Annotated in this window: 19 protein-coding genes and 5 tRNA genes; 8 read left to right on the forward strand and 16 right to left on the reverse strand. The window is 45.9% G+C overall.

What is annotated here, in order from left to right:
* The coding region (locus IQP38_RS26155; RefSeq protein ID WP_228009956.1) for a dihydroxy-acid dehydratase at positions 1–767 on the forward strand (767 nt) is incomplete at its 5' end.
* A 710-nt stretch (positions 768–1477) separates the two neighbouring features.
* On the opposite strand, the gene IQP38_RS02385 is transcribed toward IQP38_RS26155, so the two are convergent.
* From IQP38_RS02385 to IQP38_RS02425, 9 genes are all read right to left on the reverse strand, one after another.
* Positions 1478–1807, reverse strand: coding sequence for an SMR family transporter (locus tag IQP38_RS02385; RefSeq protein WP_005478614.1), 330 nt, complete (start codon positions 1805–1807; stop codon positions 1478–1480).
* A complete protein-coding gene (locus tag IQP38_RS02390; protein WP_005384225.1) occupies positions 1804–2208 on the reverse strand; it encodes an SMR family transporter in 405 nt (134 codons plus the stop codon). The genes IQP38_RS02385 and IQP38_RS02390 overlap by 4 nt, the downstream gene beginning before the upstream one ends.
* Positions 2209–2477: 269 nt before the next feature.
* On the reverse strand, positions 2478–3413 hold the full coding sequence (locus IQP38_RS02395; RefSeq protein ID WP_005379132.1) for a LysR family transcriptional regulator: 936 nt from the start codon (positions 3411–3413) through the stop codon (positions 2478–2480).
* Positions 3414–3468: 55 nt separating this feature from the next.
* The gene (locus IQP38_RS02400; RefSeq protein WP_033907406.1) at positions 3469–4476 is read right to left on the reverse strand and encodes a substrate-binding domain-containing protein; all 1008 of its coding nucleotides are present in this window, start codon (positions 4474–4476) and stop codon (positions 3469–3471) included.
* 226 nt (positions 4477–4702) lie between these two features.
* The gene (locus tag IQP38_RS02405) at positions 4703–5722 is read right to left on the reverse strand and encodes an SPOR domain-containing protein (protein WP_053303437.1); all 1020 of its coding nucleotides are present in this window, start codon (positions 5720–5722) and stop codon (positions 4703–4705) included.
* Between the two features lie 157 nt (positions 5723–5879).
* Complete coding sequence (locus tag IQP38_RS02410; protein ID WP_033907403.1) at positions 5880–6830, reverse strand: ABC transporter permease; 951 nt, start codon at positions 6828–6830, stop codon at positions 5880–5882.
* A gap of 2 nt (positions 6831–6832) precedes the next feature.
* A complete protein-coding gene (locus IQP38_RS02415; RefSeq protein WP_031780394.1) occupies positions 6833–7810 on the reverse strand; it encodes an ABC transporter permease in 978 nt (325 codons plus the stop codon).
* A 147-nt stretch (positions 7811–7957) separates the two neighbouring features.
* On the reverse strand, positions 7958–9511 hold the full coding sequence (locus IQP38_RS02420; RefSeq protein WP_005379109.1) for an ABC transporter substrate-binding protein: 1554 nt from the start codon (positions 9509–9511) through the stop codon (positions 7958–7960).
* A 92-nt stretch (positions 9512–9603) separates the two neighbouring features.
* Entirely contained in the window at positions 9604–11319 is a 1716-nt protein-coding gene (locus IQP38_RS02425) for a dipeptide ABC transporter ATP-binding protein (RefSeq protein ID WP_005379108.1), read from the reverse strand.
* A 661-nt stretch (positions 11320–11980) separates the two neighbouring features.
* Here IQP38_RS02425 and IQP38_RS02430 point away from each other — a divergent pair.
* Positions 11981–12706 carry an HAD family hydrolase gene (locus IQP38_RS02430; RefSeq protein WP_193837273.1) on the forward strand — a complete coding sequence of 242 codons (726 nt, stop codon included), beginning with the start codon at positions 11981–11983 and terminating at the stop codon, positions 12704–12706.
* 195 nt (positions 12707–12901) lie between these two features.
* On the opposite strand, the gene IQP38_RS02435 is transcribed toward IQP38_RS02430, so the two are convergent.
* From IQP38_RS02435 to IQP38_RS02455, 5 genes are all read right to left on the reverse strand, one after another.
* Positions 12902–12978, reverse strand: a tRNA-Pro gene (locus IQP38_RS02435).
* Positions 12979–13042: 64 nt separating this feature from the next.
* Positions 13043–13118 (reverse strand) — tRNA-His (locus IQP38_RS02440).
* 48 nt (positions 13119–13166) lie between these two features.
* Positions 13167–13243 (reverse strand) — tRNA-Pro (locus tag IQP38_RS02445).
* A 69-nt stretch (positions 13244–13312) separates the two neighbouring features.
* Positions 13313–13388: transfer RNA gene (locus IQP38_RS02450), tRNA-His, on the reverse strand.
* Positions 13389–13421: 33 nt separating this feature from the next.
* A tRNA-Arg gene (locus IQP38_RS02455) sits at positions 13422–13498 on the reverse strand.
* 335 nt (positions 13499–13833) lie between these two features.
* Here IQP38_RS02455 and IQP38_RS02460 point away from each other — a divergent pair.
* Positions 13834–14247, forward strand: coding sequence for a c-type cytochrome (locus tag IQP38_RS02460; RefSeq protein ID WP_005384252.1), 414 nt, complete (start codon positions 13834–13836; stop codon positions 14245–14247).
* A 73-nt stretch (positions 14248–14320) separates the two neighbouring features.
* Here IQP38_RS02460 and rep read toward each other — a convergent pair whose 3' ends face one another.
* Positions 14321–16336 carry a DNA helicase Rep gene (gene rep, locus IQP38_RS02465; RefSeq protein WP_005379104.1) on the reverse strand — a complete coding sequence of 672 codons (2016 nt, stop codon included), beginning with the start codon at positions 16334–16336 and terminating at the stop codon, positions 14321–14323.
* A gap of 170 nt (positions 16337–16506) precedes the next feature.
* On the opposite strand from rep, the gene IQP38_RS02470 reads away from it, so the two are divergent.
* The 4 genes from IQP38_RS02470 to ubiK all read left to right on the forward strand — a co-directional run bounded on the left by IQP38_RS02470 (position 16507) and on the right by ubiK (position 21731).
* The gene (locus tag IQP38_RS02470; RefSeq protein ID WP_005384254.1) at positions 16507–17088 is read left to right on the forward strand and encodes a TetR/AcrR family transcriptional regulator; all 582 of its coding nucleotides are present in this window, start codon (positions 16507–16509) and stop codon (positions 17086–17088) included.
* Positions 17089–17106: 18 nt separating this feature from the next.
* On the forward strand, positions 17107–18213 hold the full coding sequence (vmeC, locus tag IQP38_RS02475; protein WP_005379101.1) for a multidrug efflux RND transporter periplasmic adaptor subunit VmeC: 1107 nt from the start codon (positions 17107–17109) through the stop codon (positions 18211–18213).
* 12 nt (positions 18214–18225) lie between these two features.
* Positions 18226–21348 carry a multidrug efflux RND transporter permease subunit VmeD gene (gene vmeD / locus IQP38_RS02480; RefSeq protein WP_193837274.1) on the forward strand — a complete coding sequence of 1041 codons (3123 nt, stop codon included), beginning with the start codon at positions 18226–18228 and terminating at the stop codon, positions 21346–21348.
* Positions 21349–21479: 131 nt separating this feature from the next.
* Entirely contained in the window at positions 21480–21731 is a 252-nt protein-coding gene (gene ubiK / locus IQP38_RS02485; protein ID WP_005379099.1) for a ubiquinone biosynthesis accessory factor UbiK, read from the forward strand.
* A 185-nt stretch (positions 21732–21916) separates the two neighbouring features.
* Here ubiK and ilvC read toward each other — a convergent pair whose 3' ends face one another.
* Positions 21917–23401 (reverse strand): ketol-acid reductoisomerase, encoded by a 1485-nt coding sequence (ilvC, locus tag IQP38_RS02490; RefSeq protein ID WP_012841252.1) that lies wholly within the window; start codon positions 23399–23401, stop codon positions 21917–21919.
* Positions 23402–23544: 143 nt separating this feature from the next.
* Here ilvC and ilvY point away from each other — a divergent pair, with 143 nt between their 5' ends.
* On the forward strand, positions 23545–24435 hold the full coding sequence (ilvY, locus tag IQP38_RS02495) for an HTH-type transcriptional activator IlvY (RefSeq protein ID WP_005379097.1): 891 nt from the start codon (positions 23545–23547) through the stop codon (positions 24433–24435).
* The last annotated feature ends 179 nt before the right edge of the window (positions 24436–24614 follow it).

Genomic DNA, 24614 nt, shown 5'->3' on the forward strand with positions numbered 1-24614 from the left:
ATATGAACGCGTTCCAAGACGCGGGGGGCGTGCCCGCGTTATTGCACCGCTTGAACCAATCCGAGCTTTTGCATCGCGATGTGAAACCCGTGTTTGGTGAATTTGAAGACCAAATGACGCTACCGAGCCTTGTCGATGGCCAACTGACCTGGACATCGTGCCAAGGCAGCCAAGACGGTGACGTGATCGCCAAACCAGACGCCACATTCCAAAATACTGGCGGCACTCGCGTATTGACTGGCAACTTAGGCAAAGCCGTGGTGAAAGTGTCTGCGGTGAAAGAAGAGCAACGCGTGATTGTTGCACCAGCGATCGTATTCCAATGCCAACACGAAGTGGAGGCCGCGTACAAACGTGGCGAGCTGAACAAAGACTGCATCGTTGTGGTCACACACAACGGCCCAGCGGCAAACGGCATGCCTGAACTACACAAGCTGATGCCAATTTTAGGGAACGTGCAAAAAGCGAGCTTTAAAGTCGCGCTAGTGACGGACGGTCGTTTATCTGGTGCATCCGGTAAAATTCCGTCTGCGATTCACGTTTCTCCAGAAGCCATTCGTGGTGGCGCGATTGGTTTAGTGCGCAACGGTGATTTGATTCGCCTTGATTGTCAAACGGGCGAACTGAACAACTTAAGCGACACCACTGGTCGCGAGTTGATTCATTTCGATACCGAATCGACCCAACAAACTTGGGGACGAGGCTTGTTTAGCGTGATCCGCCAAAACGTATCGAGTGCAGAAGAAGGCGCAAGCTTTATTGTTTAAGGCGAGAAGAAAAACCTCGTCATTCCGACGAGCCTAAGCAAAATCAGGAATTTAATATCAGCGTGCAGTGAAGTCAGAGAAAACTCCTCTGCCACTGCACTTTTTGTTGGTAGATTCTGAATCACACTCGTTCCTCGCAGTTCAGAATGACGAGCTTTAGGATTGGCCTCGGTTCTTTCTAAAAAACGAATGAATCCGTCATTCCGACGAGCCTCAGCAGGATCAGGAATCTAATATCGACATGCTATGACGTCAGAGAAAACTCCTCTGCCACAGCACTTTTTGTTGGTAGATTCTGAATCACGACCGTCCCTCGCAGTTCAGAATGGCAAGCTTTAGGATTGGCCTCGGTTCTTTTTAAACGAATGAATCCGTCATTCCGATGAGCCTAGGCGAGATCAGGAATCTACTATCAACGTGTTGTGAAGCTAGAGAAAACTCCTCTACCACTGCACTTTTTGTTGGTAGATTCTGAATCACGCTCGTCCCTCGCTGTTCAGAATGACGAGCTTTGGGATTAGCCTCAGTTCTTTCTAAAAAACGAATGAATCCGTCATTCCGACGAGCCTAGGCGAGATCAGGAATCTAATAGCAAAATGCTGTGAAGCCAGAGAAAACCCCTCTTCCACAGCACTTTTTGTTGGTAGATTCTGAATCACGCTCGTCTCTTGCTGCTCAGAATGACGATATCTAGCATTCAGTAAATTACATCAAGCGGTCTTCATCACTACGACGGCAGCAATCACCACAAAGATACCAAACCAGCCGATTGGTTTGAGTTTCTGCTTAAACAGCAAGGCTCCACCCACTGCGGTACCCAAGATACCGATCGCACCCCAAGAGGCATAAGCAATGGCTAAGTCGATCTCTTTCACCGCTTGTGCCAACAGCGTGAATGCTGTCAGTACCAACACAATCGCCGCAATGCCCCAGCCTTTATATTTAAAACCTTTTGAGCGTGTCAGCGCCATATTGGCCATGATATCGACCAAGGCAGCCATCACGACAAATCCAAATGACATCGTAAAAAATTGACTCATGATTCGCACCTTGTACTAGTAGAAAATGAACGTTCTTTTGCCGGTTTATCGGCATTTTTCTTGGCGTTAGGTTGACCATGTGATTCCCCTAAGGTCACACACACAATGCCAACAACGGCTAACATCAAACCAAACAACTCTTGATGGTTTAAGTGTGCATCAAAGGCGATGATCGACACCACGGTGATCAACGAGATACCTAACCCTTCCCAAACAGCGTATGCCACACCTATCGATATTTTCTTCGCGGCAAACGCGAGAAAGTAGTAAGAGATTGCGATCAGCACATACATTACGATGTAGCCCCACCACCCGTGCCCTTGTCCGATAAGAGACATAGTGCTGGTACCAGCCACTTCGGCAACGATGGCGAGCAATAAAAATAGACGTGCAACTAGCATGATTAATCCTCCATCAGAAATTAAAAAAATGCATAACGGAGAATGGTGAATGCCGCGTACCTGTATCGACATTCAAAAAGTTAAAAAGATAAAAATGAGCCACTTCTCCTGACTATTTGAGATAAGGTTAGCGCTGGGTAGGAAAAAGAGACAGGTAATTGAGATATTCATTTTTGAATATCTTAAGAAGTAAGTTGTCTATGTAATCACACAATATTGATAAGGTTAAAGCATCTACTCTCTCATTCAGCCGATGCCATAAGGTGACGTCATTGCGTAAAAATCAGCGGCGTATTGAGGGTTTGTCGCACCACTTTATGCAGGTGTCTGTGCAAAGGATGGTTGCGGTTGGTTTGAAGGAAACCGCCAGAGACAACAAACTGGCTAAACTCACGATTAACGGGTGGCATTGCGTAAGAGGCGAGTTCTGGCATCAACAATGCCGAGCTTTGACTGGCATACATAATCGCGTCGGTTTCTTGCAACATTTGGCAAGCCAAACGCAAATTATAGGACTTCAGTAACACTACTGGCTCATAACCCATGCGTCGATACTCGGACTCCACGGTACAAAGCGGTTTATATGACGCAGGCGCAGGCAAAGAGACGAGTGGTAGTTTGGACACCGTGTCCCAATCATTGCTGACTTTCGACAACGTTGGGTGGTTTTTGCGCGCCAAAATCACTCGTTTTTCAACGAATAACGGGCGCATGTAAATGTCTTTCGACAGCTCGGTCTCTTGGTCAAGAATGCAGTAATCGTGCTCGCCTTCTAACATTTCATCGTGCGAGTAAGTATTCCAGCTGGAAAAGGCAAAGTGCGCTTTGGGAAAGGCTCGATGACAACCAGTGAGCAGTCGCTGCCCTTGTTCATCCATCAAATAAGGGTCAGTTACAATCGCAATCTGCCCTTGGTATTGCAGTGGGTCGAACACTTCAAATTCTTGCACCACTTTTTCCAGTGGCGCAACCATATTGTCGAACTCGGCGGCGAGACGAATCGCCATGGGTGATGGCTCTACCCCATGTGCTTTACGCACAAAAAGCGGGTCATCAAACACTTGCTTCAACTTCATCACACCGCGGCTGGCGCTCGGTTGAGAAATGCCAAGCTGCATTGCGGCCAGCTTGATGCTGCGGTTTTCCACCACGGCTTTTAATAAACGCATTAAGTTGAGATCCAATGCATCCAGCTGATGTGCCATACCCTAACCTACCAATACCATTGATGAGCGAATACAAAGAGCAGTTAACAATTAGTTAAACACTCTCTCCCGACGTGATCTGATACCCCATATCGAAGACTTTTTCTTCTTGCGTTTCGCCTTTCAGGCGCGCAATTAATAGCTCTGCGCTCTTTACACCAATTTGGAAACGCGGCGTATCAACGCTGGTCAGCTTCGGGCTGATGGTTTGACCGATATCCAGCGCGTTATAGCCCGCCACTGCCAATTTCTGTGGAACTTGAATGCCACGTTGCTGCGCACTCAGCATGGTGCCAATTGCGATGTCATCGTTGGTACAGAACACCCCATCGAGCGTTGGGTGCGTTTCCAGTGCGCGTTCGAGCAAATCATGCGCTAAAGAAAAACTAGAATGATCACCAGTTAATACATGTTTGGGTTCTAGCCCTGCTTCTGTCATCGCGCGATCGTAACCTTGCATCCGCAATTTGGTTCGCGTATCCAGACGCGCGCCAAAATAGACGATTGTACGCTTCCCCGTATCTAGCATCTGCTTAACCACGGCGTACGACGCATCTTCATGATCGAGTCCAACCGCCATATCAATCGGCTCCGATGGCAGTTCCATGGTTTCGACCACCGGAATGCCCGCATTTTTGATCATCTGTAATGTACGCGGCGTGTGATGGCTTTCAGTTAGAATAAGTCCATCGACTTGATAAGAGAGTAATGACGCGATCTTACGCTCTTCTTCAAGCTCATCGTAGCTAAAATGCGCTAAAAGCGTCTCATAGCCATTGGCTTTGGTCACCATCTCTATGCCCTGAACAAAGGAAGCAAAAATTTGGTTGGACAAAGACGGCAGTAAAATACCAATGGCTTTACTGGAGGACTTTGACAACATCGCCGGTGCACGGTTTTCGATGTAACCCATCTCTTCAATCGCAGTCGCAATCTTAGCACGAGTCTTTTCTGCCACCGATTCAGGGTTACGCATATAGCGTGAAACGGTCATCTTCGTGACGCCAACCTGGTCTGCGACATCCTGCAATGTCGTACGAGTTTTCTTATTCTGTTGAGCCATAAATATGTGATTTATCAGTAATGTTACAAGTAACATTATGACGAATAGACTCTCTGCCGACAAGTTCAGTGAAAATAATTCGCAAAATGAGATGAATATCAGTGGTAGAGCGTATTAGCAAACGCATCACAAAGAAACGCCACTTAAATAGCGATAATATTTGAGACCGCAAAAAAGCCCCGAACTCGGGGCTTTCTTCTATATTTTGACCGCAATATCTGAGTCGTTATTTCACGCACACCACGTTCAATAATGAGGTTCCGGTGAGCTGATTGGGCTCACGATCGGCGAACAAACCTTTCTTATCTTTGCCCCAATACGGCAGTTGCAGTGGCCATTGATTTTTTTCCATCACCCCAGACGCCCTCAGCGCTTTAAACTCTGCAGGGTTGGCTAAGCTCATACCCAGTTGCTGACATACTTTGTGCGAGTTTTCGTAGTTGAGGCGGTTCCACGGCTTACCATGTTCCATGTAAAACTGATTATGGTGATCGAGTAAATATGGGACCACGTACGTTTTGCCCTGTACTGAAGTACTCAAGCGAACTTCAATGTCATCATTTCCGGTGACAATTGGCTTCGCTTTGGTCTTAGCAACAGGCTTAGACGAAGAGCTATCACGTGAACTTTTTGCCTTGGTATCTGGCTTCTCTGCCCGCGCTTTAAAGGCGTCGGTATCAGCTCGCACAGCAGGAACTGGCGCGGGTTTCGGGGTCACCGTCGGTGTTGGCTTAACCGAAGATGCGGCTGATTTCGACGATACAGTAGATTTAGGTGTAGGTGGTGTTACTGGTTGTTTCGTCCCTTTCCCAACCACTCGGATGAACGCCTCTTTGTAATTCGACAAGGTTTTGACTCCTCGTAAGTCATCCCTCGCATCAGACAATGCCTTGTAAGGTCCAATCAAACAGCGATAGCCTTTGGAATCAGGCTTCATCCATACGTCAGTCGTGATTTTACTATAGAGAGGCTTAGCTTTCGCGAGAGACATAGGCTTGGGTAGCAATCCGCATTGAATCCAGTAAAGGTAGTTGCCCCCCTGCGGCACTTTCTTTCCCCATACTCCGTTACCAATTGGGCACGTTTTCTCAAGCATCGGTAATTCTTTCTCGCTGGCTTGAGTGGCTTGGCAAAGGAACTCCTCCGCCGATACTGGGCTAGAAAACTGGGCGCATACCAGCGACAAGCCGAAAGCTAGGCTTGCTTGGAAGATACGAGATGGGTGTTGTGCCTTCTTCATTTCCATACACTTCACTCTAAATTAGTGGGTAAGGTCATTATGGCGGCAAAGCGCCAAAAAAATGTGAACAAAGAATAACTAGCAAAAAAAGAGCCGGAATTTGCATCCGGCTCTCAGTTTAGGAAGGAATTAAGCGAATTTACAACGCTTGGTGGGAAAATTCTTATCCTTTGTACAGTTTCGGGTTGAATACATCACGTAGCCAGTCGCCCAACAGGTTGATAACCAAAACCAATGTTACGAGCACGATGCCTGGGAAGGCAGTAATCCACCACGCACCTGAGAAGATGTAGTTAAAGCCGATGCTGATCAGCGCACCTAGTGACGGCTGATCAACAGGAAGACCCAAACCTAGGAATGACAGTGCCGCTTCCGACATGATCGCGTTCGCTACCTGTACCGTCGAGATAACCAAGATTGGCGATAGACAGTTCGGCAGAATGTGACGGAACATGATTCGCGGAGCTTTAAAGCCCATCACACGCGCCGCTTCGACGTATTCTTTCTTCTTCTCTGCCAATACCGAGGCGCGAATGGTACGTGCGTATTGCGGCCATTCTGCCACACCGATGATCACCACCAGCATGACCACCGCATATTGGCTGTAAAAATCACTGCCAAAGCTGGCTTTGAAGATGGCCGATACGATGATCGCCACCATCATGGTTGAGAACGATAGTTGAACATCCGCAAAGCGCATCAAGAAGCTATCGATACGACCACCGAAGTAACCCGCCGACAAACCAATGATGATACCCAGTACCAACTGAAGACCGACGGCTAAAAAGCCGATCGTCAAAGACAAACGAGAGCCGTAAAGAATGGTCGATAAAATATCGCGGCCTTGCTCGTCAGTACCCAACACAAAGCGCTCATCGCCATCTTCCATCCACGAAGGTGGCAACTCAGAGTCCATGATGTCGATAGACGTCAGATCGTACGGGTCTGTTGGCGCAAGAATCGGTGCAGCCAATGCCAATACTAAGAACATCATAAAGACGGTAAAACTCGCCATCGCCACTTTGTCGCGTTTGAAGTAATACAGAAAATCTGACTCTTTGAAACGCTGCCACGCTGATGGAGCAGGAGCTGGTGTTAAATTTGATTGGCTCATGATTAAGCTCCTTTTCCAGTTAGGTTCACAGTTGGGTTGATGATGCCGTACAGCAAGTCGACGATGGTATTGGTTACCACGAAGATCAGACCAACAAAGATAACGTAGGCAGTGATCAGCGGTGTATCTACACGGTTGATTGCCTCTAGGAAAAGGAAGCCAGTGCCCGGCCATTGGAACACGGTTTCAGTAAGAATGGTGTAGGCCACCATGGTACCAATCTGCACGCCACCTACCGTCAATACTGGTAGCATGGTGTTCTTAAGTGCATGTTGGTAATAAATCTTTTGTAAGTTCAAACCTTTTGCTTTGGCGAACTTAATGTATTCCGAACTCAGTACTTCCAGCATTTCTGAACGTACCAAACGGATGAACAACGGCAGCATGATAGACGCTAGCGCAATACAAGGTAGGATGAGGTGCTTGATACCATCAATGGTAAAGAAGCCAGATTCCCAACCGAGTACGTTAGCGGTTTCACCTCGCCCATAGGAAGGCAGCCAGCCGAGTTCGATGGAGAAGACGTACATCAGCATGATTGCGGTTAGGAACACCGGAATCGAGATGCCGACACTACTCATCGCCATAACAAATTTGGTAAAGACACTCTTCGGGTGAATCGCGGAATACACCCCGAGTGGTATAGAGAAAACGATAATGATGAGCGTCGCGCCAAACACGAGCTCTAATGTTGCCACCAGCTTATCGAGGATCACCTCAACCGCAGGTCGCTTGAAAAAATATGAGGTACCCAAATCACCTTGCAGTGCATTACCCACAAAGCGCGTGTACTTTGTGATAAAGGGATCGTTCAGGCCCAATTCGTCGCGTAGCGCTTGACGCTCCGATTCCGAAACCGACTGACCTACAAGCTCACGCAGCGGATCACCCAGGTTGTCCTGAATGGCAAACGCCACCAAACTGATCACAAACATCACTATCAGTGCCTGAAACAGGCGCTTGACCAGAAACGAAAACATTCCTTGCCCCTTAACTATCCATAGATCTCTAAATTAGAGAGAAAATTCAGTCTAAATAACCCACTCAATCCGACTGAAACAAAACTGAGTCGAGTGCTTTAAGTTGAGGAGGGAAATCCATCCCTCCTCAAAGTCGACTAACCGTGATTATTCAACCACTAGGTCACCGAAGTAAGGCATTACCATTGGGTTAACGATGTCTGCCGCTTTCACGTTAGACTTCGCACCCCACGCTTCACTTTGCCAGTGTAGCGGTACGAATGCTGCGTCGTTGTATAGTGTTGCTTCTACACCTTTCAGCATTTCTGCACGTTTCGCAGGATCCGTTTCTACGTTCGCAGCTTCAACCACTTTGTCCATTTCTGGGTTTGAGTAGTAACCACAGTTGTACTGACCACGACCGGTTTCTTCGTTACGAGTCATCGTTAGGAACTCGTTGAAGTTCGCTGAGTCTTCTGTATCTGAGTGCCAACCGATCATCAGCATGTCTGCCGCACACTTGTCGAACTCTGGCCAGTATTGCGCTTTTGGCATGGTCTTCAGATCAACCTTGATACCGATCTTAGACAACATTGCCGCTGCCGCTTGTGCTACTTTCGCATCATTCACGTAACGGTTGTTTGGTGCGATCATCGTTAGCGTCAGGCCGTTTTCGTAACCCGCTTCTTTCATCAGTTCTTTCGCTTTCTTCAAATCGTAGCGAGGAACCAGTTTGTCATCGTGACCTACGTAACCTGCCGGGCTTTGCTGACCAGCGGCCGTTGCGAAGCCTTTCATGATTTTCTTCACGATACCTTCGTTATTGATTGCGTGAACAATCGCTTGGCGAACGCGAACGTCTTTCAATGCTTCGTTGCTGTTTTGGTTTAGTTGGAACGTGATGATACGAGTACCAGGTAGCGTAACTAGGTCGATGCCGTCAGCATCTTCAACGCGTTTGTGGTCGTTTGGCGCTACAGGGTGAATCATGTCAACACCGCCAGAAAGCAGCGCTGCTACACGAGTTGCGTCTTCTTTGATTGGCACAAGCGTTAGCTTATCAACGTTACCTTTCGACTCTTTGTCCCAGTAATCTTTAAAGCGTTCAAATTCCACTTTTACGCCCTGTTCACGTGAAGTCACAATGAATGGACCCGTGCCAGATACGTTAGTCGATGCAAATGAGTTACCGTGCTTCACTAGCTCAGACTTGTCTTTGCCGTCCGCAGTTTTGCCAGTGTAGAACTTGCTGTCCATTGGGAAAATGTACGTTGCGGTTTGCAGCACTAGTGGGTAAGGACCTTTAGTTACAAGATCGAACGTGTTGTCGTCCACTTTGACGATTTTCTCGTACGGGTCGAAGATGTTTTTAAAGTCAGGAGAGCTTTGTAAACGCTGGAACGTCCACACGACGTCGTCAGCAGTTAGAGTATTGCCAGAATGGAATTTCACACCTTCACGCAGTTTGAAACGAACAGTCGTATCGTTAATACGTTCCCAACTTTCCGCTAGGCGAGGCTCGAAATCCATTTTTTGAGTAAAGCGAACCAACGGATCAAATACCATGTGTGACATTTGCAGTGTGCCACCTGATAGCTGCTCATGTGGGTCAAGCGATACTGGGTCAGCTGCATAGCCAACTTTGATATCTGCTGCCATTGCGTTAAAGCTTAGGCCCGCAGCCATTAGCGCCACTGCTAATTTGCTTTTCATGGTTTTCATTTGCATAACTCCTTCATGCGGGGATACGGATCCCTTGTTGTTGTGTTTGCGTCTTTGTTATGACTAAAGGTTAGCCAAGCGAATTGCTTGGTTTATGCCGTTTCGATCTCTTCTCGCAAGCCAGTAAACTCCGGCATCAGAGAAATCAATTTTTTGCTGTATTCGTGTTGAGGTGCCGTGAATAACTGTTCTGTTGGTGCCACTTCTAAAAGTGTACCCATTTGCATCACACCTACTCGGTCACACATCTGACGAATAACAGGTAAATCGTGGCTGATAAACAACATAGTCAAGTTCAGCTCACTTTGCAGATCTTTCAGCAAGTTTAGAATTTGTGCCTGTACCGATACGTCCAGTGCTGAGGTCGGTTCATCACAAATCAAAAGTCGAGGACGAGTCGCCAACGCACGCGCAATAGAAATACGCTGACGCTGACCACCGGAGAATTCATGAGGGTACTTAAGCCCAGCCATTCGACCCAAACCAACATGATCCAATAGGTCATTCACGATTTGGCGAGTTTCCGACTCGTTTTTCGTCAATTTATGGAAACGGATTGGCTCAGCAATAATATCGAATACCTTCATACGAGGGTTCATTGAAGTATATGGGTTTTGGAACACCATCTGCATTTGACGACGCATCGGGCGGCGCTCTTTCTCAGAGGTTAAAGCGGTCAGGTCAATGCCCTCGAATTTCACCTGACCAGAGTTAGGTTGGTATAAACCAGCAATCACACGTGCAATGGTCGATTTACCTGAACCAGACTCGCCCACCAAACCAAAGGTTTCGCCTTCGTGCACTTCAAAGCTCACATTATTAGATGCTTGCACGTATTCTCGGCGGCTCTCGAACAAAGAGTCTTTGGTAACAAAGCGAAGATTGACGTTCTTCACGTCCAAAAGCGGGCCAGTGTACTCACGCTCATCTTGGCTTTGTCCTAACCAGTGGTTCTTGATATCGAGTGGCTCCATTTCCGCCGCTTCTTCGATATAGCTTACTAACGGGAAACGATCTAGCTTTCTGTCTGAACGTGGTACCGCTGAAATTAGACTGCGAGTATAAGAGTGATCAGGATCGCCCAATACTTTGGCTGTTGGTCCAAACTCCACCAAGTCACCACGATACATTACCGCCACGCGATCGGTGACGTTGGAGACGACACCCATATCGTGAGTAACCAACATACAGCCGACATTGTTCTTGATACACAGCTCGCGGATCAAGTTGAGGATTTGGTCTTGGATAGAAACGTCTAACGCCGTAGTTGGTTCGTCCGCAATGATGAGATCAGGCTCACCAGCCAAAGCAATGGCAATGACAACACGCTGACGCATACCACCAGAGAATTGGTGCGGGTACTGTTTTAAGCGGTTTTCTGGTTGCGGAATACCAACCTGCTGCATAAGAGAAAGCGCGCGCTGATACGCCTCTTCATCAGAGACCTTCATGTTGGCGTGGATCGTCTCTTTCAGCTGTTGCTCAACAGTAAAAAGTGGATTGAGCGAGGTCATCGGATCTTGGAAAATAAAACCTATTTTCGAGCCGCGAACCTTACGCATCGCTTCTGGTGATAGGCCAGAAATTTTTTCTCCATCCAAGAAAACATCGCCGCTAGCAACGCGACCTGGAGGGCTAAGCAAATCAATAACGGCGTTACCAACGGTGGATTTACCCGCACCTGATTCGCCAACAACACCCACGATTTCACCACGTTCAATATGAAAAGAAAGTGACTTCACGGCAGCGTGAACGCCGTGTCGGGATGGGTATTCAATACGAAGGTTTTTCACTTCTAATAGTGACATTTCAGACCTCTACTGCCTTGTCTGTGGTATCGAATCATGCCAAAGGCACCATTCATCACCTGAATGAATCCGTTCAAATTCAGAATAATACTCTGAAATCTTTATGCGGAAATAATTTGGCAAAAATCACACAAAAAAGCAACAATTAAAGTATATTCCGCCGAAAAAACATTAAATAAACGCACAATTAGCGAATAAAAATGCATTAACAAGTATTTAACCATTTTCATATCACACTATTTTTGTGCGTCATGCACCAATAAAACTAGAAAAATGCTCTAAAAGTAAACATGAGCTAAACAAGATCATTAACCATATTATTCATGTGCATTTATTAACATTTAACAAACAATATCATATGCAAAAAGTGTTTTTTCAACATAAAAAACTATTAATAAAATAGTCGGCAAATACAAAAAGCCAAACTTAGGAAGAGAAAGGATAGGTCAAAACGTGAACAAAACAGCAAAACCACACAAATCCTGCTCCAATGCAGATTATGCGCCACTTAAGCGGTTTATTGACTAAGCAAAGGAAAGTACCGCTATCTTCATTCGTACGTCATAAGAAAACTCGCCGGTTTTAACCCTTTACGACACAATTGAGAGTGGGATAATAGATGAACAGTGTCAAAGCCAAGCCGTAAATAAAAGGAGCCCCTGTGCTTAAAGCGATTTTTTTTGATATGGACGAGACTTTATGTGCAACGTCACAAGCCGATAAAGTTGCAGGACAAGCGTTTACAGCTTGGATTCATAAAACCTACCCACAAGTGACTGAGCCAAAAGCTTTTTTGCAGCGCTACTTACAGGGTGTATACAAAAAGCTGAATGCTGAGTTCCCTCACCTTGTTGCTCTGCTACCCGATGAAAATGCCTTCCGTTGTGGCCTGATCCAAAACATCTTGGCGGAGCAAGGCGTCAGCATCACTGCAAAAGAGGCTCAACAAGCTCAAGACTACTTTGACTCTGCACGTATGGGCGCGTTCACTTTCTTCCCTGGTGTAAAAGAAATGCTCAGCGACCTTCGTCAACATTACAAACTCGTCGTGATCACTAACGGCCCGATTTTTTCTCAACACCCTAAATTAAACGCGACACAAATGAGCAACTGGGTGGACCATATTATTGTGGGAGGAGAAGAGCCAGAAGAGAAACCTGCTACAAGTATTTTCCAAAAAGCGCTCGACTTGGTCGAAGTAAAACCAGAAGAGGCTCTACACGTGGGCGACTCTTTACCTGCTGACATTGCTGGCGCTAACAATATGGGCATTTTGAGTGTATGGGTGAATGCGACAGGCGCAAGCAACTCAACGGATATAACGCCAAGTTTTGAAATCCAAGAAACGGTAGAACTGAAAGAAATCCTTAAAACACTCGCCCAATAAAAGCAGCGGATTAGAAAACTACAAAACCCCAGACACTGCTCTGGGGTTTATTTTGTCAGCTCGAAAAGCATTTGGATCATAGGTGGTCAAAAGCCCCTAGAGCTGTACACTTTTGGGAAAAATTGAAATGGAATGCCGATTCTTTTCAGGAGAGATGCAAAAAAGCCCCAGTCTTTCGACTGAGGCTTTAAATAGTGGTCGGTGAAGAGGGATTCGAACCCCCGACCCTCTGGTCCCAAACCAGATGCGCTACCAAGCTGCGCTATTCACCGAACTGTATTTGCTGATTTTCTCAAATCAGACAGGACACTTCAACTAAGAAGTCACCTTAATTAATGGGGTGGCTAACGAGATTCGAACTCGCGACCACCGGAATCACAATCCAGGGCTCTACCAACTGAGCTATAGCCACCATCAATTTTTGCTGTTTACCGCTCTATTAGAGCCATAAACTAAATAGTGGTCGGTGAAGAGGGATTCGAACCCCCGACCCTCTGGTCCCAAACCAGATGCGCTACCAAGCTGCGCTATTCACCGACGATGTTTTATCTTGATTGAATCAAGATTGGGAGCAATGCTACCGCATTCAATCTAAAAAAGAAAGAATGGGGTGGCTAACGAGACTTGAACTCGCGACAACCGGAATCACAATCCGGGGCTCTACCAACTGAGCTATAACCACCACTGATTTTTACCGATGTATCCTCCGAGGCAATGGTACGCCCGAAAGGATTCGAACCTTCGACCTTTGGCTCCGGAGGCCAACGCTCTATCCAACTGAGCTACGGGCGCATGCCCTATCGGCGGAGTGGAATAATACGGATATCACACTATGCCGTCTAGTACTTTTTTTACTTTTTTTATCGTTTGGTCTCTTTTTCGACAGTTATCTTCCGTTAAAGTGGATTTTTGATGTGATTCACGCCCTGTCATGGATAACTTGTTGTTTATTGCAACAAGTTATCGGGATATAATCACCCATTATTTACATTGATTTAACAGCTGCAACCAAGTTGTCTAATCATTCTATGCCATTCAGTGGAATTTAATGATTTCTCTGCTCGGCATTAATACTCTAACTATATAAATAGGTAAGTCACTTACCTCGGGAATGTGAAGTGGGTTTAATGGATATGTCTCGACAAATGATTAGCGTTTTGTTCGCTGCCTTAACGTTTTCTACGGCAGCTTTAGCTTCTGACATCAGCCAAACTGAATACGATGCGATCGCAGAACGCATCCAACCTGTCGGTGATGTTTATCTAGCGGGTTCTGAGCCAGTGAAAGAAGAGCCAACCGGTCCACGTGATGGCGCCACAGTTTATGGTACTTTTTGTATTGCTTGTCACGCATCTGGTGTAAACGGCGCACCTAAAACAGGTAATGCCGATGATTGGGCACCACGTATTGCACAAGGCAAAGATACGTTAGTGAAGCACGCATTAGAAGGCTTCAATGCGATGCCAGCCAAAGGAACCTGTATGGACTGTTCTGACGATGAAATCATCGCAGCAATTGACCACATGATTGAAGGTCTATAAGTAAAGACATCAACGAAAAAGGCTTGCCAGTTGGCAAGCCTTTTTGTTTTTAGTCAGTGAGAACAGGGTTACTTTACTTCTTAAACATTGCTCGAATATTGGCAATGTGTGCTTGACCTTTCGCCATACGCTCTTCTGCTGATACTGGCTTTTTGTTTACTTCCCATTCAACGTCATCAAATGGCAACTCATCCAAAAAGCGGCTTTGAGTCGGTTTGATCAACTCGCCGAACTGCCGACGCTCTTTGCACATAGTGAAAGTCAGTTCACGTTGCGCGCGAGTAATACCAACGTACATCAGGCGACGCTCTTCTTCCACGTTATCTTCATCAATACTGGTTTGGTGCGGTAAAATACCTTCTTCGGACCCAATTAAGTATACATATGGGAACTCAAGGCCTTTTGATGCGTGCAAGGTCATCAGTTGTACTGCATCACTGTCTTCATCTTCTTCACCGCGCTCCATCATGTCACGCAAGGTCAAACGTTGAACGACTTCTTTTAACGTTTTCTCTTCTTGATCGTAGTTGTCACCCTCTAGGTCCGCCACTATCCATGAATAAAGATCAGAAACGTTCTTCATTCGCATTTCAGCGGCTTTCGGACTTGCTGAAGTTTCGTATAGCCAATCTTCATAATGGATATCACGAACTAGCGAACGAACCGCTTCGACGGTATCACCACGCTCAGCTTGATCAGCAATCGCCACTAGCCATTGGGTGAAACGACGCAGGTTTTCTAGGCCACGTCCCGTTAGGTGCTGTTCGAGCCCCATTTCAAAGCTCGACTCAAACAGGCTCTTCCCTCGCATATTGGCATAACTGCCTAACTTCTCTAACGTTACTGGGCCAATTTCACGTCGTGGAGTATTCACAATGCGCAAAAATGCATTGTCGTCATCCGGATTAACCAAAACGCGCAAATACGCCATGATGTCTTTAATCTCTGCGCGCGCAAAAAACGAGGTGCCGCCAGAAATTTTATACGGTACACGGTTTTGCATCAGAGACTTTTCAATCAAACGTGATTGGTGGTTACCACGGTATAGAATCGCATAATCTTTATATTCGGTACGGTTTAGGAACTTATGCGCAATTAGTTCACCCGTTACGCGCTCTGCTTCATGCTCTTCATTTTTAGCCAACAACACTTTGAGTTTTTCACCGTCAGGAATTTCAGAGAACAAGGACTTCTCATAGACGTGAGGGTTGTTAGCTATCAAAATGTTGGCCGCACGCAGGATTCGACTCGTTGAACGGTAGTTTTGCTCTAGCTTAATCAAACGCAAATTTGGATAATCTTCACCCAGCAACACGAGGTTCTGAGGTTTCGCACCACGCCATGAATAAATAGACTGATCGTCATCCCCTACAACCGTCAATCGCCCACGTTCTCCGACAATTAATTTGACCAGCTCATACTGACTCGTGTTGGTATCTTGATACTCGTCAACCAGTAGGTAACGGATACGATTCTGCCAACGCTGACGAACATCTTCATGATTACGTAAGAGTAAAACGGGCATCAAAATTAGGTCATCAAAATCGAGCGCGTTATAGGCTTTCATTTGCTTTTGGTACATATCAAAACAGAACGCAAACAATTGTTGCTGTTCACCTTGCGCACGCGCTTTGGCTTGCTCTGGCGTCAACATGTCGTTTTTCCAGTTGGAAATACAACTCAGAAGCTGACGTAGCAGATCTTTATCACCATCAAGCTGCTTTTCGGTAAGTTCTTTGAGCAGCGCTAGCTGGTCTTGGTCATCAAACAGTGAGAAGCCCGCTTTCAACCCTAAATGCTTGTACTCACGCTTGATGATGTTCAATCCTAAAGTGTGGAATGTTGATACCATCAAACCTTTAGACTCACCTTTCCCTAACGTTTGACCTACACGCTCCTTCATTTCACGTGCTGCTTTGTTGGTAAACGTCACCGCAGCAATATTACGCGCTTTGTAACCACATTGCTGAACCAGATAAGCGATTTTATTGGTAATAACACGAGTTTTGCCCGAGCCAGCACCAGCTAGCACTAGGCATGGACCAGACACGTATTTCACGGCTTCATCTTGACTAGGGTTCAGCTTCATAGAAATTCTCTGCGGGTGATGAATGTGGCGCCTATGATAAAGGGGTGGCCTCGTGAAAGCTATGCTGATTTCTTGTAATTTTCACACCAATTAAGTGCAATATTCTGTTGCATAAATAGCGGGTATTTAAGCTATAATGAATGAACGTTCATTCACTAAAGGGTGACATTATGAAGGATAACCCTGCTGTAGATAAACGAGAACAAATCTTAGTCGCTGCTGAACAACTCATTGCTGAATCTGGCTTTCAAGGGCTTTCCATGCAAAAGCTCGCCAATGAGGCAGGTGTCGCAGCAGGGACGATTTACCGTTATTTCTCAGATAAAGAACATCTTTTAGAGGAACTACGCCTTAACGTTGCTAAGCGTGTTGCTACTGCGGTGCAACTAGGTGTTAGTGAAGAGATGCCTTTAAAACAGCGTTATCGAACCATGTGGCTCAATATTTGGAATCTAGCGAGCTCGAACTTAAGTGCGATCAGCAACCGAGTCCAATATGAATCTTTACCCTGTTCAAATAGTAGCAAAGCTCGGGAACTTGAGAGACAAATGTTTGCCCAAGTAGATCTTCTTTTTAATCAGGGTAAAGACGAGGGAGTATTCAAGCTTCTCGATAACGAAGTACTTTCTGGATTAAGTTTTGAGGCAAGTGTTGCACTTGCTCGGAAACACGCTTTGGGATTTTATCAACTGGATAAGACGGCATTAGAGGCCGCTATTGAAGCCAGTTGGGATGCAATTATTAAACACTAACTTGGAGTTCTTAATAGAATGAAAAAGTGGACTTTCTTTATGTTACTTATCGCCGTTCTCTTGTTCGGCAGCGTGATAGGTTTCAATTTATTTAAGCAACAAAAGATCGCTGAATACATGGCAAACCGTCCTGAACCTGAGTTCCCAGTAACCGTGACAGAAGTGCAAGCGGTGGATTGGGTACCAGTCATCGAAGCAATTGGTTTTATCGAGCCAAACCAAGGCGTGACGGTAGCAAATGAGACCAGCGGTGTTATCGATAAAATCGCATTTGATTCCGGTACTCAAGTTAAATCGGGTCAGCCATTAGTGCTGCTTGATTCTGAAGTCGAAAAAGCAAATTTGAAGAGCTCGCAAGCTAAGTTGCCAGCGGCAGAAGCGAAATACAAACGCTACCAAGGCCTATTCAAAAAAGGATCTATTTCTAAAGAAGCGTATGACGAAGCAGAAGCAAACTACTTCTCCTTAAAAGCAGACATTGAAAGCCTGAAAGCGACCATCGACCGACGCGAAATCAAAGCGCCATTTGATGGTGTGGTAGGTATTCGTAACGTGTACCTCGGTCAGTACCTACAGGCGGGCACCGACATTGTTCGCCTTGAAGATACCAGCGTGATGCGCTTGCGCTTCACCGTGCCACAAACCGATATTTCACGTATCAATATCGATCAAGAAGTGGATATCTTTGTTGACGCTTATCCAGACCAACCTTTCAAAGGGTCTATTTCTGCGATTGAACCAGCTGTAAACGTACAAAGTGGTTTGATTCAAGTTCAAGCGGATATCCCTAACAGTGACGGCAAACTGCGTAGTGGTATGTTCGCGCGTGCAAACATCATTCTGCCTAAATTAGAAAATCAGGTCACTCTACCTCAAACCGCGATCACATTTACGCTGTATGGCGACAATGTTTACATCGTAACAGAAGAAGATGGCGAAAAACGCGTTAAGCAGCATGTGGTAAAAGTTGGCGAACGCTCTAAAGATATCGCACACATTCTAGAAGGCGTGAAGCCAGGTGATGTAGTGGTGACATCGGGTCAAGTCCGTTTGAGTAACCATGCGAAAGTAAGCATTGTCGAAAGCGATGCAACTACCCCACCTGCTGAAACACCAATGCTTTAAGTTGGAGGCATCATGCGCTTTACAGATGTTTTTATAAAACGTCCAGTTTTAGCGGTATCGATCAGCTTTTTGATTGCATTGCTTGGTTTGCAAGCGGTGTTCAAAATGCAGGTTCGTGAATACCCTGAAATGACGAATACGGTGGTCACCGTGACCACCAGTTACTACGGTGCAAGTGCCAACTTGATCCAAGGCTTTATTACTCAGCCATTGGAGCAAGCGGTAGCGCAAGCCGATAATATTGATTACATGACTTCGCAATCGGTACTGGGTAAATCGACCATTACTGTAAACATGAAGTTGAATACTGACCCAAATGCGGCGTTGTCTGACATTCTGGCGAAAACCAACTCGGTACGTTCACAGCTACCAAAAGAAGCCGAAGACCCAACCGTAACCATGTCGACAGGTTCGACAACGGCGGTACTGTACATCGGCTTTACGAGTGACGAGTTATCTTCAAGCCAGATCACTGACTACCTTGAACGTGTAATCAACCCGCAGTTGTTCACCGTAAACGGTGTGTCCAAAGTTGACCTGTATGGTGGTATGAAGTACGCACTGCGCGTATGGCTAGATCCTGCCAAAATGGGCGCTTTGAAGTTGACCGCAACCGATGTGATGAGCGTTCTTAACGCCAACAACTACCAATCTGCAACCGGTCAAGCGACGGGTGAGTTCGTGCTTTATAACGGTAGCGCAGATACTCAGGTATCAAACGTTGCTGAACTTGAAGCATTGGTCGTGAAAACTGGTGAAGGGGATGTCATCCGCCTAGGTGATATCGCTAAAGTAACGCTAGAGAAGAGTCACGACGTTTATCGCGCAAGTGCAAACGGTCAAGAAGCTGTGGTTGCAGCGATCAACGCAGCGCCAAGTGCTAACCCAATCAACATTGCAGCAGACGTACTTGAACTGTTGCCTCAGCTTGAGCGCAATCTACCAAGTAACATCAAAATGAACGTAATGTACGACTCAACTATCGCCATCAACGAATCGATTCACGAAGTAGTGAAAACGATTCTTGAAGCAGCAGTAATCGTACTTGTGGTTATCACACTGTTCCTGGGCTCATTCCGCGCGGTAATCATTCCTATCGTGACCATTCCACTTTCATTGATTGGTGTGGCAATGGTGATGCAGGCAATGGGGTTCTCTTGGAACTTGATGACGCTACTGGCGATGGTGCTTGCCATCGGTCTGGTGGTGGATGACGCGATCGTTGTACTAGAAAACGTTGACCGTCACATCAAAGAAGGGGAATCGCCATTCCGAGCTGCAATTATTGGTACGCGTGAAATTGCGGTTCCAGTTATCGCGATGACATTGACGCTAGGTGCAGTGTACGCGCCGATCGCATTGATGGGTGGTATCACCGGTTCATTGTTCAAAGAGTTCGCTTTGACACTGGCAGGTTCAGTATTCGTATCCGGCATCATCGCTTTGACACTATCACCAATGATGTGTTCGAAGATGCTGAAGGCGAACGAGAAGCCAAGCAAGTTTGAGCAAAAAGTTCACCATATCCTTGATGGCATGACCACTCGTTACGAAGGCATGTTGAAAGCGGTAATGGCTCATCGTCCGGTTGTTATTGCGTTTGCAATCATTGTATTTGCAAGCTTACCGGTCTTGTTCAAGTTTATTCCTAGCGAACTAGCACCATCTGAAGATAAAGGTGTGGTCATGCTGATGGGTACCGCCCCATCAAACGCGAACTTGGACTATATCCAAAATACCATGGATGACGTAAACCAAATACTCTCAGATCAACCGGAGGTGGAATACGCACAGGTCTTTAATGGTGTACCAAACTCAAACCAAGCGTTTGGCCTAGCAACATTGAAGCCTTGGAGTGAACGAGAGGCAAGCCAATCTGAAATCACGAAACGTGTGGGTGGCCTAGTATCAAGTGTGCCTGGTATGTCTGTCACTGCATTCCAAATGCCAGAGCTTCCAGGTGCAGGCTCAGGTCTACCTGTTCAGTTTGTAATTACAACACCAAATAGCTTCGAGAGCTTGTTTACTATCGCTAGCGATATTCTAACCGATGTTGCAAGTAGCCCAATGTTTGTCTATTCCGACCTGGATTTGAACTACGATTCAGCAACGATGAAGATCAAGATCGATAAAGACAAAGCGGGTGCCTACGGTGTGACGATGCAAGACATTGGCATCACTCTCAGCACCATGATGGCAGATGGTTATGTAAACCGAATCGACCTGAATGGTCGCTCGTATGAGGTGATTCCTCAAGTTGAGCGTAAATGGCGTCTAAACCCAGAATCGATGAAGAACTACTATGTACGCTCTGTAGATGGTAAAGCGGTTCCATTAGGCAGTCTGATTACTATCGATGTGGTGGCTGAGCCTCGCTCTTTGCCACACTTCAACCAGCTAAACTCAGCGACTGTGGGTGCAGTACCATCGCCTAGTGTTGCTATGGGTGACGCAATCGACTGGTTTGAGAATATTGCACAAACCAAGCTGCCTGCAGGCTATAACCACGATTACATGGGCGAATCTCGTCAGTTTGTAACGGAAGGTAGTGCCTTGTATGCAACCTTCGGTCTTGCACTTGCGATCATCTTCCTCGTTCTGGCGATTCAATTTGAATCACTCCGCGACCCTATTGTCATCATGGTATCTGTACCTCTGGCAATCTGTGGTGCCTTGATCGCATTGGCCTGGGGTACAGCCTCGATGAACATCTACTCGCAGGTTGGTTTGATCACGCTGGTCGGCCTAATAACCAAGCACGGTATCTTGATCTGTGAAGTAGCCAAAGAAGAGCAGTTACATAATAAACGGTCTCGTATTGATGCGGTGATGAAAGCTGCGAAAGTGCGTCTTCGCCCTATCCTAATGACCACTGCAGCGATGATCGCAGGTTTGATCCCGTTGATGTACGCAACAGGTGCAGGTGCCGCGCAACGTTTCAGTATCGGTATCGTCATCGTTGCTGGCCTTGCAATCGGTACACTGTTCACACTATTCGTACTACCTGTGATTTACAGCTACCTAGCTGAAAAACACAAACCTCTGCCAGTATTTGTTGAAGACAAAGACTTGGAAAAGTTAGCGCGAGTTGACGAAGCGAAAGCAGCTCATCGTGAATTAGCGGATAACAGATAAGCTATTAAGGCATTCAAAAAGGTCACTTCGGTGGCCTTTTTTATTGCTGCTCTCTTTTTTGCCATCTAAATGGCGACTTTCACGTATCATTTACTTAAAATGAGGACAAATCAAAAGGAGTTTTAGCCACTATGTTTGACCCAAAGAAATTAGAGCAAATTGCTAAACAGATTCACGACTCAATGCCTCAACCTGTAAAAGAATTGGGCTCTGATGTCGATCAGAAAGTTCGTCAAGTAATCCAAGGCCAGCTAAACAAGCTAGATGTTGTAAGTCGCGAAGAGTTTGATGTTCAAACTCAAGTTTTACTACGTACACGTCAAAAGCTAACAGAAATGGAACAGAAGTTGGCGCAACTTGAAGAAAAGCTTGCTGAAAAATAAGTATCAAAGCGCTCCTCACAAAGGAGCGTTTTTCTTATCGGCGCGCAGATAAATCGGCTAAAAACAAAAAGGCTTGGTCAACGGCGACCAAGCCTTTTGATTAGATGTTGTGTTTTATTTTGTATTTATCACTCCAGTCTGGCCAGAGTTCATTTAATATTTTCTCTACTTTGAAGCAAAGAAAATTAGCCACCAACCGCGATGCGCTTCATATCTGTCATATAACCACGTAGTTCTTCACCGATATATTCTACAGGGTGGTTTCGGATTGTTTCATTCACAGCGATAAGAGTCGCGTTATCCACTTGGTTAGAAGTTTCACCTAGACCTTTACCAATGACGTCTGTACTAACAGAAGGCATGAATTTTTCACGCAGTAGCGGCGTTGCTACATTAGCAAATAGGTAGTTACCATATTCAGCCGTATCAGAGATAACCACGTTCATCTCGTATAAACGCTTACGTGCGATAGTGTTTGCGATAAGTGGCAGCTCGTGTAGAGACTCGTAGTAAGCAGACTCATCGATGATGCCAGAAGCGGTCATCGCTTCAAATGCTAGCTCAACACCCGCACGAACCATAGCAACCATCAGGATACCGTTATCGAAGTACTCCTGCTCAGAAATTTCTACGTCAGTTTCTGGGTAGTTTTCGAAAGCAGTTTCACCCGTTTCTGCACGCCAGCCTAGTAGGTTTGCATCGTCGTTTGCCCAGTCAGCCATCATCGTGCTAGAGAAGTGACCTGTGATGATGTCATCCATGTGCTTGTTGTATAGCGGACGCATCAGCTCTTTTAGCTCTTCAGAAAGTTCAAATGCTTTTACTTTCGCAGGGTTAGTTAGGCGATCCATCATATGAGTGATACCACCAAACTTCAGAGCTTCCGTGATCGTTTCCCAGCCGTATTGAAGAAGCTTGCCTGCGTAGCCAGGATCGATACCATCAGCAATCATCTTCTCGTAACACACGATAGAGCCAGCCTGTAGCATGCCACAAAGGATAGTTTGCTCACCCATTAGGTCAGATTTCACCTCAGCAACAAAAGAAGACTCTAGACAGCCAGCACGGTGACCACCGGTTGCAGCAGCCCAAGCTTTCGCGATATCCCAACCTTCACCTTTTGGGTCGTTCTCTGGGTGAACAGCGATAAGAGTCGGTACACCGAAACCGCGCTTGTATTCTTCACGAACTTCCGTACCTGGACATTTAGGTGCAACCATTACTACCGTTAGGTCTTTACGGATTTGCATGCCTTCTTCAACAACGTTGAAACCGTGAGAGTAACCTAGTGCTGCGCCTTCTTTCATTAACGGCATTACCGTCTCAACAACGTTTGTGTGCTGCTTATCTGGAGTAAGGTTTACTACTAGATCAGCTTGTGGAATTAGCGTTTCGTAGCTACCTACCTCAAAACCGTTGTCTTTTGCGTTTTTGAATGACTGGCGTTGCTCATCAATCGCGGCTTGGCGAAGCGCATAAGCAACGTCTAGACCAGAGTCGCGCATGTTCAGACCTTGGTTAAGACCTTGAGCACCACAACCTACAATGACTACTTTCTTACCTTTCAGATAATCCGCTTCTGAAGCGAACTCACTGCGGTCCATAAAACGACAACGACCTAATTGGTCCAACTGCTCGCGCAAGTTTAGGGTATTGAAATAATTAGCCATCTGGGTGCTCCTTTGAGATTCTTCCATTGAGGTCAGTAATTGCCTTACCGAATAACTTCATACTAAAACAGACATGAGATTGCTTAAAGTGATATATTCACAATTAGTTATTGCAATTTATGCAACATGGAAATGAAAATTTAATGAATATCAAAAGCCTGCAACTTTTCATTCATCTCTGTGAGAGTAAAAGTTTCGCCAAGACCGCAGCGGCAATGCATATTAGCCCTTCAGCCTTAAGCCGACAGATACAAAAATTAGAGGAGGAAACCAGCCAACAATTGTTTTTACGCGACAACCGTAGCGTTGATTTAACTATCCAAGGTAAAAAGCTAGTCCCAGTTGCCTTAAAGATTCTTGGCGAATGGCAGCAGTATCAGAGTCACCTGAAGGGAACCGAGGATGAATTGAAAGGAGAAATCCGTCTCTTTTGTTCTGTTACTGCAAGCTACAGCCATCTTCCGGAGCTAATCTCTGACTTTCGTATTCAGAACCCTTTCATTGAGTTCAAACTATCAACCGGCGATCCAGCTCAAGCGATCGACAAAATACTAGCAGATGAAGCCGATATTGCCATATCAGCCAAGTCAGAACAGATGCCAAATAAAATCGCATTTGAAACGATCAGTGAAATCCCACTTTCTGTCATCGTACCTGTTGGGGTTAGTGCGTTTGCTGAAGAGCTACAAAAAGAAAAACCAGACTGGTCGGTCATTCCATTCATACTCCCAGAAGCAGGAACGGCAAGGGACAGGGCCAATACTTGGCTCAAACAAATGAAAATAAAGCCAAAGATCTACGCACAAACCTCCGGACATGAAGCCATCGTAAGTATGGTTGCATTGGGGTGTGGAGTAGGTATCGCACCTGATGTTGTAATCAACAACAGTCCGGTAAGAGAAAAGATAAATCGTTTAAAAGTCTTACCAATTAAACCTTTTAAACTTGGTGTTTGCTGCAACAAAACTCAGCTGGAGAATCCGCTTGTTAAAGCCTTTTGGAAGGTTGCAGAGAGCAAGTATATCGCACCTTAGATGAACACTTTTTAGGTATAAAGTGGGCTAATTTTAAAACTCTATAGATGCAAAAAAGCCCGCTCTTTCGAGCGGGCTTCTTAAAACTAAAGCCTGGCGATGTCCTACTCTCACATGGGGAAGCCCCACACTACCATCGGCGCTATTTCGTTTCACTTCTGAGTTCGGCATGGAAATCA

This window comes from Vibrio sp. OPT41 (assembly GCF_015163595.1).
Lineage (GTDB): Bacteria > Pseudomonadota > Gammaproteobacteria > Enterobacterales > Vibrionaceae > Vibrio > Vibrio alginolyticus.